The organism is Cytobacillus depressus, from assembly GCF_008923245.1.
Lineage (GTDB): Bacteria > Bacillota > Bacilli > Bacillales > Cytobacillaceae > Cytobacillus > Cytobacillus depressus.
In genome coordinates this window covers 100,800-113,634 of record NZ_WBOS01000002.1, presented here as the reverse complement: position 1 = coordinate 113,634, position 12,835 = coordinate 100,800, and the positions used below count along the sequence as shown (strand labels likewise).

The window sequence follows — 12,835 nt, the reverse complement described above, 5'->3', positions numbered from 1 at the left end:
AAAGGACAATTGTTCCTGCGATGTTTATCGCAGAAGCTTTCCTTTGTGCTCACCCCCGACAAGCACAAGACAAGCCTTTTAGAAAGGTGTTCTTTACCTTTCTAGAATAATTGGCTTGTGACCTCGATGTCGACAAAAACGCGACGTCCTGTCGCATTGTCGACACTAGTACGTCCTGTACGTCGGGGGTAGGCGCTGAGCTAGACATTTATTTATTTATTTATTTTTCACCATCGTAAAATTCACCGATTTTTTCCCACTCTTGCTTCACTTCAACGCCTTGTTCTTCAGCTGCTTTTTTATTGATTACTAGCTTTAAGCTGCTTGGCAGTTCAACTGGTAGCTCTGACGCTTTTTTATTTCCCTTCAAAATTTCCGCAGCCATTTTACCAGTTTGGTAGCCAAGATCAAAATAATTAAATCCGCTTGCCGCTACAGCCCCGCGTTTCATAGAGTCAAGCTCACCTACAAAAAGGGGAATTTTTTTGCTGTTTGCTACAGAAATAACCGATTCCAATGCGGAAACAACAGTATTATCAGTCGGTACATAAATCGCATCGACACGTCCAACTAAAGATTCAGCAGCTTGTTTTACTTCAGCAGATGTTGAAACAGTTGCTTCTACAACTTTCGCACCAAAACCTTCTGCAAGCTCTCGAACAGCTTTTGCCTGCACTTCAGAGTTTTGCTCGCCTGAGTTAAAGATGACACCGATGTTTTTTGCACCAACTTCTTCAATCATAAACTGAACCGTTTTTGCTGTTCCATCTGGATGATTATCCGTTGTCCCTGTAATATTATCTCCTGGCTGATCCAATGCTTTTACTAAACCTGCCCCAACCGGATCAGTAACAGAAGTGAAAAGAATTGGGATTTCCTTTGTCGCATTTAATGCACTGACAGCACTTGGTGTCGCATTAGCAAAAATTAAATCCACTTTATCCCCTACAAAATTATTAGCAATCGTTAACGTATTATTCATATCTGCTTGTGCATTTTGCATAAGGAATTCAGCGTTCTCTCCATCTTTGAAGCCTTCATCCTCCAATGCTTTCTTAAATCCTTCTGTCGCCGCATCCAAAGATGGATGCTCCGCAAACTGCGTAATTCCAATCTTATATGTTTTCTCTGCTTCTTTATTAGAACCTTTACTCTCTGTATTTGTCTGATCGCTCCCGCATCCGCTTAGTAATGCTATACTTGCTAAACTAGCCGCAGCGAGTAATTTAACCTTTTTTAACATTATTTATTTTCCTCCCTTATGTTTTAACACTTTGGTGCTTTTATGCTTTTTCGCTTTTATTCACTAAATTATAATTCTATTAATAGTAATAATTCAAGTACTTTTTACTATTTTCAAAAAATTAATAGAAAAGCGGAAGCGCCTTGGTCACCCCCGACAAGCACAAGACGATTGGCTCGGAAAGGTGTACTTTACCTTTCTGGGACAATTGACTTGTGACCTCGAGGGGGTAGGCGCTGGAGCTGGACAATAGAAAAGAACATAGCACAAAAGCCATGTTCTTATCTCCCTTTAAAATTTGGTTTTCTTTTTTCAGTAAAGGCTGCGAGGGCTTCGACGCGATCCTCTGTCGGAATAATGACTTCGTATGCTTTTCTTTCAATTTGCAAACCTGTCTGCAGATCACCATTCATTCCCTGTTTAACAGCAAATTTTGCTTGCTGGAGTGCTAGCGGTCCGTTTGCAAGCATTTGATCTGCTAGTTCAAAACAGACATTTAAGAGATTTTCTTTTTCTGATACCTTGTTTACTAGTCCATATTCTAGCGCTTCCTCAGAGCTTAACCGTTTTGCCGTTAAAATCAATTCCATTGCTTTTGCCTGGCCAATTAATCTTGGCAATCTTTGTGTTCCGCCGGCACCTGGGATTATGGCTAGGCTCGTTTCGGTCAATCCCATGGATGTTCCCGCTGCCGCTATTCGAAAATCACAAGATAACGCTAATTCCATGCCCCCTCCAAAAGCAAAACCATTTATCGCTGCAATCGTTGGCTGTGGAAGCTGGTCAATTAAGGAAAATACTTCGCCAATTTTATAAATATTACGGCGAACCTCCGTTTCAGTCAGCGTTTTTCGTTCTTTTAAATCAGCCCCAACACTGAAAGCCTTTTCTCCTGAACCGGTAAAAATAACAATTCGGACGTCTTGATTCGTGCGTATTCCCTCAACAACAGCTTGCAGCTCTGCTAACGTATCGTAATTAAAGGCATTTAATGCATCTGGACGATTGAGCGTAATAAGTGCAATATGCTCCTTTATCTCTACAACGATTGTACTCATTTGCCTCACCTCATTTTGATATTAACTAGCATTAAGACACTCTAAATAATTCGCTAGGAACTTTGAAAACCCTTTCAAATAAAAAAAGAAAAGAGCATTACTTCTCCGATAAGACTACTTAATATATTCATCACTGACCTTGATAACGGACATTTCATCAGAACTCTGACCAAATTCTGTCCGACCTTACCTTTTTCCATAAAAAAAGCGTTTCCCGTAAGAAACGCTCATGAGCTTAGTAGATTAAGTTTAAAAACTCGTCTTTCGTAATATTCCCGAAATAATATTTAATTTCAATATCTTCAAGTGACTTTTCAATAGCTGATTTTTCATAGCGCTGGCCAGTTAGTTTTCCTTCAAGCTCGGAAACGTCCCCTACCCCGAAGAAGTCACCGAAGATTTTGCAGTGCTTGATCATTCCGCTTTCAACCTCAAGCCGGACATCAATTTGTCCAATCGGAAAGCGGTGAGAGTGCTGTAAATTAAATTTAGGAGATTTGCCATAATTCCAATCCCAGTTTTGATATCTTTCCTTTGAAAGCTGGTGGATTTTCTCCCAATCCTCGGAAGTCAACTTATATTCTTGTATTTCCTTCCCGCCAAAAATATTTTTTAGCAATAATTCACGGAATTCTTCGATCGAGATTTTCTCTGTTAAAAACTCGCTAATATTTGCTACTCGGCTGCGAATGGATTTAATTCCTTTCGACTCGATCTTATCCTTTTTAACCTTTAATGCGGAAACGACACTATCAATTTCTGAATCCAATAGAAGTGTTCCATGGCTAAACATTTTTCCCTTTGTAGAGAATTGCGCATTCCCCGAAATTTTTCTGCCTTCAACAGTCAGATCATTTCGACCGCTTAAATCAGCATTGACCCCAAGTTTTTTTAGTGCATGTACAACAGGTTCTGTGAACTTACGAAAATTATGAAAGCTCTCCCCATCATCTTTCGTAATAAAGCTGAAGTTTAAATTTCCTAAATCATGATAAACCGCACCGCCGCCAGATAATCGGCGGACAACATGGATCCCTTTGTTTTCTACATATTCTGTATTAATTTCCTCAATTGTATTTTGGTTTTTTCCAATAATGATGGACGGCTCATTTATGTAAAATAGCAAATACGTTTGTTCTTTATCTAAATTTTTTAATGCATACTCTTCAATAGCAAGATTAATTCTTGGGTCTGTAATACCTTTATTATCTATAAATAACACGAAATTCACTCCTTATAATGTTACAGACCATTGATAGGAAGCTAGGGAGATCAGTCGGCTGTATTTAGTGGCTGCCTCTTCTTTCAGTTGTTCGATTTGGCCGAAATGAGGCAAATGGGTGAGAAGGAGCTGACGGACATTCGCTTTACTCGCTAAAGTTCCTGCATCCACGCTTGTCATATGTCCAGCATTCTTCCCATTCTGATTCCCATAAAAATTACATTCACATACTAATAAATCTGCCCCGCTGCTAAAGGATACAAGCTCTTCCTTATAGGATGTATCAGCTGTATAGACAATTGATTTCCCTTCGGCTTCAATTCTCATTGCATAGCATGGTACAGGATGGTCTGTCAGTAAAAATTGTACCGTAAAAGGCCCAATTGTTAAAGCTTGATCCGGCTCATAAGCTATCCCTTTTGTAATGTTTTTATATGATAGCTTTGCAAATTCTGCTTCATCTTGCGAATGGCCATAAATCGGAAGACAGTCCATTTCCTTTCCTAGGAATCCTTGTATGAGCCTCGCGTGCTGTAAAACACCTATATCAGCTGTATGATCAGGATGATAATGTGAAAGAATCACTCCGTTAAGATCTTCTGGCTGAAAAAAGCTTTGCATCTTCGAAAGAACACCACTACCACAATCGATTAGCAAATGGAATCCATTATGCTCCAACAAGTATCCCGAACTTGCCTCATTCGCCTTCGGGTAACCGCCCCAGTAGCCAATTACTGTGAATTTCACAAAAATCCCTCCTTTAACTAAAAGCGCAAGCGCCTTGTCCAGTCGCATTATCGACACTAGTACATCCTGTACATCATGGCTAGGCGCTGGAGCTAAATAATTCCTACCAATATTTTTAATATACCCGAAAAAGCCCATTTTTTCATTTTATTCATTTTGTATTGAAACAGTTGTTGACAGACACCATCTGTTATAATACAATGAAAACAAATAATCTAACTAATCAAAAAAATAGGAGGCTTCAAAAAATGATCCAAAACATTTTAGATTTTTTTAGAAATTTACCGGCAAAACAATGTGTTGAGTGTAAGAAGCCTATTGCTGAACAGCATGAATGTTATGGAAATAAATGTGATCATTGTTTAGGTGTAAAAGACATTTAAATGAATCTATCAAAATAGTAAAACCAGCCGTCTAAACGACGACTGGTTATTTTTTTGTTCCAATATTTTATTATCCTATTCTGTTACAGCAGAAAAGCGCTTTTTAAACATACTTGTGAAATAAACAATGGTTCCTGTCGTAAATACGAGAACAAAAATGCCTAATATCCCGGCATTATGCCACATAAACTTGAAATCACCACTTGAAATGATAGCCTTAAATCCTGAAACAGTGTATGTCATTGGCAGGAATGCATTAATTGGCTGTAAAGCTTTTGGTATCAATTCAAGCGGAAAGGTTCCTGCACTTGTTGTCAATTGTAAAATCATAATAATAATCGCTATAAAGCGTCCTGGATCTGCAAAAAGTGTAACAAAAAATTGAACTAAAGCAATAAACGTTAAACTTGTGATGATGGCAAACAAGATGAACAATGGCACACTTTGCACTTCTATTTTCAAACCGACAAGCAAAATAAAGACTGCTATTAACGCTTGAAATACACCAACTCCAGCTAAAGTAAAGAATTTACTTGCAAACCAGCTAACGCCATTGCGTGGAACATCTGCTGGTTCACGTAAAGGGAAAACAATCGATAATAAAAGGGCACCAACGAATAGTCCTAAAGATAAGAAGTATGGAGCAATTCCTGTCCCATAATTAGGAACTTTATTAAGCTTTTCATCCTTAACTTTCACAGGACCGCCCATCATTTCATATGTTTTGTCGGTTGTGTGGACAGAAGATGCTTTATCGGCTCCATCTTTTAGCTTACTAGCCAATTCAGAAGCTCCGTCAAGTAGGGTTATATTCCCTTCTGTAAGTTTCCCTGCGCCTTCTTTCAACAGATCTGTCCCTTCTTTAAGCGCACTTGATCCGTTCTCCAATTGACCTAAACCGCCAGCTAAAACATTGGCACCATTCGCAAGCTCAACAGCTCCTGCTCTCGCTTCAGCAAACTTTTGGCCGAATGTTTCCATTCCTGCTTGAAACTCAATTTCACCTTTTGTTATCTCATTTGCCCCTGCTTCAAGCTTTACGCTTCCTTTTGCCAGCTCGTTTATTCCTTGCTGAAGCTGTTTTTGACCGCTATTTAAATTTCCAATATTAGCTGCTAGCTCTGAGCCGCCTGCAGAAATTTTTCCAGCTGCTCCAGCAAGCTGAGTAGTACCCGTTTTCAGCTGATTTAAAGCCCCTTCTAACTCCAGTCTTTGCGGAGAATTTTCTGGAAGCTGGCTAATGACTCCTTGAAGCTTTTGCTGGAGAATGTCTACTCCATCACTTACTTGTTCAGCTTGTGACTGCCATTGTTGCAAAGAGGCAGATAGTGTTTTTGCACCTGTTTCAATTTGCTCAGTCCCAGAAACAATAGCAGGAAACTTTTCATTCACTGCTTGTAATCCTTCCCTCGTTTGACTTATACCAGTAGCTAATTGTTCATGTCCGCCTTGTAAATGCTTAGCCGCAGTTTCTAATTGCTGATGTCCCTCTTGCAACTGTTCTAAACCGCCAGCAAGAGTTTGTGAACCCTCAGCAAGCTGTTTAGAGCCCGCATTGGCTTTCCCTACTCCTTGGCTGAATTCAATTGATTTTTCCGCTAACAATGAAAACTTATCATGCAATGTTGCAGAACCTTTCTTAAGCTCTGCTGCACCATCTCTGATTTTTGCCGCTCCATCACTTGCGTGCTCCATTCCATCAGCTAGCTCATTTATTTTGTCAAACATTGTTTCAGAATACGTTTCGATGACTTTTTCAGAAACCGAAGCTTTAATTTTTTCCATTGCTTTACTACCTATTTGAGCAGAAAGAAAATTTAAGCCTTCATTTGGTACAAATATCAGCTTTAGCTTTTGCGGATTCTCATCGAGAAGGGTTGTTGAGTTAGTAGAGAAGTCTTCTGGTATTTCTATTAACATATAATACTTCTGATTCTTTAAATCTTGATAAGCCTGTGCCTTATCAAGAATTTTGTAGTTAAAATCATGACTATCGGTTAATTTAGCAACAAGCTCATCACCAAGACGAATGTCTTTTCCCTCAAAGACTGCTCCTTTGTCATTATTTACAACCGCAACAGGCAAATCATTGAGATGGCCATATGGATCCCAAAACGCCCAAAGAAACGTTCCGCTATATAAGACAGGAATAAGCATAACCGCGATAATAGGAATAAGTAGCTTTTTATTACGTAAAATGCCGATTAATTCCTTTTTAATTAGATTATTTTTCAAAACTATCACTCCCCAAAAAAATATTGACCATTTCGTTCATTTAGTCATAATTCACCAAAAAATAAGGACTATCCTTTTGATAATCCTGTAAAAATGTATTGTTCAAATATCCTGGCTATTTCTTCTTTCTCTAATGGCTTATGTCGTTTCTCCCAATCAAAAACTAATGAAAAATACAGCTTAAGCATAATAAAGGCAGTCAACTCAGGATCACATGGCTGGATATTCCCTTTTTCAACTGCAAGAGAAATTTTGTCCTTTAAGTAATGGATGATCGCCTCTTCTAATCTCTCCATTACTTCCATGACAGCTGGAGTCCCCATCTCCCTTGCCTCTTGAATCAATTTAATCGTCAGCTGATGCTTCCTGCGAAATTCCAAAATTTTATAAAGAACACGGTGGACATTTTCATGAAAAGAAAGAGATGGATCGATTACTTCGTCAGCCGTCAGCTTCATTTCATTAATAAGGGAATGAATAATCTCATCGAATAATTCTTCTTTATTCTTAAAGAATGTATAGATCGTCCCCTTTCCTACATTGGCAATTTTCGCTACTTGATCCATCGTTGTCGCCTTATAGCCAAATAAAGAAAAAGAATGAGTCGCGGCTTCAATAATCTGCTGCTTTCGGTCTATCACCATTTCTTCACCTCACATTATGACCAAACGAACAATTCGGTCATTTAGTACGAATATAAAATATCATATAGACAATTAAAAATCAATAAAAAAAGCCGGCAAAGCCCAGCTTTTTATTCTTTATGCTTATTGTTTCAATTCTAAAAAGGATAAAACTTTATCAATGGCCGCTTCTCCTTGATCTATACAATCAGGCATGCCTAAACCTTCAAAGGAGCTGCCGGCAATAAATACGCCGGGAAGCTCATCTTTCAGATGTGCTTTCACTTTTTCAATCCGTTCTTTATGGCCGACAGTATATTGCGGCATTGAATCCTTCCATCTTGAAATAACTGCAAAATCAGGCTCCATCGTAATATTCATCGTTTTGTTCAGGTCCTCTAGGACTACTTTAACTAATTCATCATCTGATAAATCAACGACCGCTTCATCACCCGCCCTGCCGACATAGCAGCGTAGTAGAGCTTTTTCAGATGGAGTGGAATGTGGCCATTTTTTATGTGTCCATGTACAAGCCGTAATTGTGTAATCACTGTTTCTTGAGACAACAAAACCTGTTCCTTCAATCTTTTCAACCGCTTCTATTGGAAAAGAAAGGGCAATCGTCGCCACAGAAGTCGATGGCATTTCCTTAAACAAGTTAAAAAACTGATATTGAGAGAAGATCGATTGCGTTACATGATGTGGGACAGTCATGATGATACTGTCGGCAGCGATCGCTTCCCGACCATGTAGCTCAATGACATATTTCCCTTCCGCTTTTTGTATATTTTCCACTCTGCAGCCTTTTATGACAGAATCCCTTTCTAATTTCGATTCAATGGCATCGACAAAAGATTGCAGCCCTGATTTTATCGTTAAAAAGATGCCTTTATCTTTTTTCTTTTCTTTCCTGCTTTTTGACTCCGGCGGGGTTAATTTCTTCATCCCCAATATTAAACTTTTATATTTTTGTTCAACCTGATAAAACTGCGGGAAGGTTGACATAAGACTGAGTCGATCAATATCACCTGCATAAATACCTGAAAGCAAAGGTTCAATTAAATTTTCAACTACTTCGTCCCCTAATCTTCTGCGAAAAAACCTTCCTAAAGACTGGTCTTCCGCAGGATTCGAACGCGGCAATATAAAGTCTGAAGCTGCCCTAACCTTCCCTGTTAAAGAGAATAATCCTGTCGTCACAAAAGGAGCCATTTGCGTCGGAATTCCCATTACCGATCCCCCAGGCATCGGATGGAGGCGCCCATTAACTAATACATATGATTTACCAGCCGTATTGCTAATAAGCTGATCCTCCATGCCTACTTCCTTTGCAAGTCGCGATGCACTTTGCTTGCGGGCAAGGAATGAATCCGGTCCGCGCTCAATGACAAAGCCACCGCGCACAACTGTTTGCATTTTTCCTCCAAGCCGGTGGGTAGCTTCAATTATTTTGACATCTAAAGGAAGTCCTTTTTCACGTACCTCCTTTTGCAAATAATAAGCAGCTGTTAAGCCTGTAATTCCACCGCCGATAATGACAACACTTTTCTTTTGTGCCGACAAGGTTCTCCCCTTCTTTACATTAGTTTCGCTTATTTTAATTTCTTTAAAATCACATCTGCCATTGCTTCAATAAATTCCGGCTGATCATTTGGCATAGCCGGGCGATAATAATTGGCACCAATTTCATCCGTAACCACTTTACATTCGTAATCATTGTCATATAAAACTTCAAGATGATCAGAAACGAAGCCTACAGGCGTATAAACAAATGCCTGATAACCTTCCTTTTCATAAAGCTCTCTCGTTAAATCTTGAACATCTGGCCCTAACCACGGCTCTGGCGTATTTCCGGCACTTTGCCATCCAACTGCATAGTTTTCCACTCCAGCTTGTGCTGCAATAAGATCAGCAGTCTCCTGAAGCTGCTTTGGATAAGGATCGCCCATTTGCAGAATTTTTTCCGGCAGACTATGAGCTGAGACAATTAAGACAGCCTTTGCTTTTTCCTCTGATGACATGCCTTCAAAAATTTGCTTCACACGGTCCGCCCAATATTGGATGAATTTTGGCTCATCATACCAGCTTTCGACGGAATGAATGATTGGTCCGCCCAGCTTCTCCGCTTCTTCCTTCGCTCTGCCATTGTATGACTTCACGCTAAACGTAGAAAAATGAGGGGCAAGGACAATGCTGACAGCTTCTTGAATGCCGTCTTCATTCATTTGTTTCACAGCGTCTTCAACAAATGGCTCAATATGCTTTAATCCAAGATACATTTGAAATTCATATTCATCCTGAACTTTATTTAAATGCGCTTCAAGAGCTTTCCCTTGATCCACCGTAATTTTTGCAAGCGGGGAAATGCCCCCAATCGCTTCATATCTCCCTCGCAGTTCATCAAGCATCTCCTGGGAGGGCTTCCTTCCTCTACGGATATGCGTATAGTAACGCTCTAAATCCTCTTCCTTGTATGGAGTTCCGTACGCCATAACAAGTAAGCCCATTTTCTTCCTGGTCATTCAATCACCTCTTGAAAAATCTAATACATGTATGAGTAATGTACCTTTATTTACTTAATTTAGAAGCGGAGTATTCATGAACAAAAGCTGTTAATTTCTTTAATGTTTCTGGTTTTACTTCTGGGAATACGCCATGTCCAAGATTAAAGATAAATCCTGGTTGAGCCATACCTTGATCTAAAATCGCTTTCGCTCTTTCTTCAATTACTTCCCATGGAGCAAGCAAAATCGCTGGATCAAGATTTCCTTGAACCGCTTTTGTAATGCCTCTTTCTCTCGCTTCTTGGATTGAAAGTCTCCAGTCAAGACCTACAACGTCTAATGGAAGGTCATGCCATTCCATTGCAAGATGGCTCGCACCAACACCGAACATAATAAGCGGTACATTCTCTTCTCTTAAACTTGAGAATATTTTGTTCATCGTCGGTTTAATGAACTGGCGATAATCCGCCACATTTAAAGCACCAACCCAAGAGTCAAAAATTTGCACGGCTTTTGCCCCTGCTTTAATTTGGGATTTCACATATGTAATCGTCATTTCAGTAAGTTTGTCCATTAAGGCATTCCAAGCTTCTGGCTCGGCATACATGAAGGCTTTCGTTTTATTGTAATTTTTAGAAGGACCGCCTTCAATCATATAGCTGGCAAGAGTAAATGGCGCACCAGCAAATCCAATTAATGGCACATTTAATTGTTCTTGAGTAAGAATTTTAATCGTATCTAATACGTAAGGTACATCTTCTTCTGGATGGATTTCACCAAGTCGGTCAACATCTGCTTTCGAACGGATCGGATTTGCAATGACCGGACCTACTCCAGACTTGATTTCCACATCTACCCCAAGAGCTGGAAGCGGTGACATAATATCTTTATATAAAATAGCTGCATCATTGTTATATTGATCAACCGGCAATTTTGTTACATAAGCACATAGCTCCGGCTGATGAGTAATTTCAAATAAGGAGTACTTTTCTTTAATTGCTCTATATTCTGGCTGAGACCGTCCTGCTTGACGCATATACCAAACAGGAACGTGCTCTGTTTTCTCCCCTCGAGCTGCTCGTAAAAATGTATCATTAAATTTTCTTTCCATGTGAATAAAATCCCCTTTCAAAGACTATCTGAATTCTATTGTAATATATATATTATAATAAGAAAAATTCTGGTAACTTTTCATCCATACTTACTGTATCCCTTTCTACTGCTGTTGTATAGTTAACTATAGGAAATGTCGAAAATTTGACGAATTTGCTAAGCTTTTTTCAAAAAGTAAAAAGAGGTGATGGAATGTATATTTACATGACAAACGGCACATTTGACTTTTTGCAAAAATTAAAAGATAAATATCCGAAAGAAAAGATGCTGCTTATGCAAAATAATGAAGGAGCTGTACTTATACACGAAACCTTCAAAAAAACCTTATTTAGTGCACCGCGCCGTTACGAGGTCATTGAAAGCATAGGCAATTTGGAAAATACCGGTTTTGTCGCATTGCATCATATTCCCGTAACAGATGATGACAAACCAACTTTTGAATATCGTTTCAAAAATAATGCGAAACAGCTTCAGTCATTCCAAGGCTTCACAGCTTTAAGAGTGCTGCGTCCAATAAAATCAAATATGTATGTCGTTCTCACCTTGTGGATCGATGAAAAATCTTATATTGGCTGGGAAAAATCACAAGTATATCAATCATTCTTTCAAGATACGAAAGCTATTTCAACGCAAACAAAAATGTTTATGGGCTCAGCTTATGTAAGTAAATATTATATAGCTGAAGAATAGAAAAGCGGAAGCGCCTTCGGAACAATCAAAGTGCAGATTGTTCCTGCGAAGATTATTCTAAGGGGCTTTCCTAAGTGCTCACCCCCGACAAGCACAAGACGAGCCTCTCGAAAAGGTGAGCTTTACCTTTCTGGGAGGATTGGCTTGTGACCTCGAGGGGGTAGGCGCTCCTCCTAAAAGCTAGCGCTTTTACTCGTGCGATGATTATGCTGCCGAAGCATTCCTTGTGGAGCTAGACATTAATAAAAACAAAGCTGTCCGACTTTTGGTTTACCCATTTGTCTGACAGCTTACTTTTATGTATTAACTAATTGATTTTTCATACAAGAGTACTATTACGTTCTATTTAATCTTTCCTTTGTCGTTTCATAGCAAGTGATGCAAAAGAATACCCAAAAGAAGCCTAATGCAAAGCCAGCTGCCACATCTGATGGATAATGGACGTGCAGAACAATGCGGCTGATTCCCATTAATAGAATGAAAATTCCAGCTGCAATGGCAACGAGCCATTTCAATCCTTTCGATTGCAAAGCACTCATTATAAAATAGGCGATGAATACATAAAGGATCATGCCCATCATCGCATGACCGCTCGGGAAGCTGAAGCTTTTTACGTGAACAAGATGTTCGAGCTCCGGACGGGGCCTTGCTATATAATCCTTTATCCACATATTTAACAGATTGCCAATTGCAATCCCTAGGACGAACACAGCCATCCCTGCATAGTCTCTCTTTTTCCCCCATAATCCAGCAATGACGATTAAAGAGATCATCCCAATTCCAATTGTCGAACCAATTCTATTTAACAATTTAAAAAATGGATAAGAGCCTTCAGTAAATACACTCGTAATAAAATGACTAACATTGCTGTCAAATTGTAAAGGCTCTCCTCTCTTAACGACTATGAAAAAATAGATAAATAAACACGCCGCTAATAGGACAAATATATAAGCAGCTTTAGACTTACTCCAATCCATTTTCATTAAACCTCATTTCTTCATTTTTCCTATTTTACAT

12 protein-coding genes are annotated in these 12,835 nt (G+C 39.2%); 2 read left to right on the top strand and 10 right to left on the bottom strand.

Going from position 1 to position 12,835, the window contains the following annotated elements; translation table 11 throughout:
- Window positions 1-220: 220 nt before the first annotated feature.
- The 4 genes from F7731_RS05860 to F7731_RS05845 form a co-directional block, all read right to left on the bottom strand.
- Window positions 221-1,243 carry an ABC transporter substrate-binding protein gene (locus F7731_RS05860; RefSeq protein WP_151533837.1) on the bottom strand — a complete coding sequence of 341 codons (1,023 nt, stop codon included), beginning with the start codon at window positions 1,241-1,243 and terminating at the stop codon, window positions 221-223.
- A gap of 281 nt (window positions 1,244-1,524) precedes the next feature.
- A complete protein-coding gene (locus F7731_RS05855) occupies window positions 1,525-2,301 on the bottom strand; it encodes an enoyl-CoA hydratase-related protein (RefSeq protein ID WP_151533836.1) in 777 nt (258 codons plus the stop codon).
- Window positions 2,302-2,536: 235 nt separating this feature from the next.
- Window positions 2,537-3,523 (bottom strand): lipoate--protein ligase, encoded by a 987-nt coding sequence (gene lplA, locus F7731_RS05850; protein ID WP_151533835.1) that lies wholly within the window; start codon window positions 3,521-3,523, stop codon window positions 2,537-2,539.
- 12 nt (window positions 3,524-3,535) lie between these two features.
- Entirely contained in the window at window positions 3,536-4,270 is a 735-nt protein-coding gene (locus F7731_RS05845; protein ID WP_151533834.1) for an MBL fold metallo-hydrolase, read from the bottom strand.
- Between the two features lie 248 nt (window positions 4,271-4,518).
- Here F7731_RS05845 and yhfH point away from each other — a divergent pair, with 248 nt between their 5' ends.
- Window positions 4,519-4,653 (top strand): protein YhfH, encoded by a 135-nt coding sequence (gene yhfH / locus F7731_RS05840; protein ID WP_151533833.1) that lies wholly within the window; start codon window positions 4,519-4,521, stop codon window positions 4,651-4,653.
- A gap of 75 nt (window positions 4,654-4,728) precedes the next feature.
- Here yhfH and F7731_RS05835 read toward each other — a convergent pair whose 3' ends face one another.
- The 5 genes from F7731_RS05835 to hemE form a co-directional block, all read right to left on the bottom strand.
- Window positions 4,729-6,888 (bottom strand): YhgE/Pip domain-containing protein, encoded by a 2,160-nt coding sequence (locus F7731_RS05835; protein WP_151533832.1) that lies wholly within the window; start codon window positions 6,886-6,888, stop codon window positions 4,729-4,731.
- Between the two features lie 68 nt (window positions 6,889-6,956).
- Window positions 6,957-7,532: a TetR/AcrR family transcriptional regulator gene (locus F7731_RS05830; RefSeq protein ID WP_151533831.1), complete on the bottom strand. Its 576-nt coding sequence runs from the start codon at window positions 7,530-7,532 to the stop codon at window positions 6,957-6,959.
- Window positions 7,533-7,655: 123 nt separating this feature from the next.
- The gene (gene hemY, locus F7731_RS05825) at window positions 7,656-9,074 is read right to left on the bottom strand and encodes a protoporphyrinogen oxidase (protein ID WP_151533830.1); all 1,419 of its coding nucleotides are present in this window, start codon (window positions 9,072-9,074) and stop codon (window positions 7,656-7,658) included.
- 29 nt (window positions 9,075-9,103) lie between these two features.
- Complete coding sequence (gene hemH / locus F7731_RS05820) at window positions 9,104-10,033, bottom strand: ferrochelatase (RefSeq protein WP_151533829.1); 930 nt, start codon at window positions 10,031-10,033, stop codon at window positions 9,104-9,106.
- A 46-nt stretch (window positions 10,034-10,079) separates the two neighbouring features.
- Window positions 10,080-11,126: a uroporphyrinogen decarboxylase gene (hemE, locus tag F7731_RS05815; protein ID WP_151533828.1), complete on the bottom strand. Its 1,047-nt coding sequence runs from the start codon at window positions 11,124-11,126 to the stop codon at window positions 10,080-10,082.
- 194 nt (window positions 11,127-11,320) lie between these two features.
- On the opposite strand from hemE, the gene F7731_RS05810 reads away from it, so the two are divergent.
- The gene (locus F7731_RS05810) at window positions 11,321-11,818 is read left to right on the top strand and encodes an antibiotic biosynthesis monooxygenase family protein (RefSeq protein ID WP_151533827.1); all 498 of its coding nucleotides are present in this window, start codon (window positions 11,321-11,323) and stop codon (window positions 11,816-11,818) included.
- Window positions 11,819-12,153: 335 nt separating this feature from the next.
- On the opposite strand, the gene F7731_RS05805 is transcribed toward F7731_RS05810, so the two are convergent.
- Window positions 12,154-12,795, bottom strand: a complete 642-nt coding sequence (locus tag F7731_RS05805; protein WP_151533826.1) for a phosphatase PAP2 family protein — start codon at window positions 12,793-12,795, stop codon at window positions 12,154-12,156.
- Window positions 12,796-12,835 lie beyond the last annotated feature (40 nt).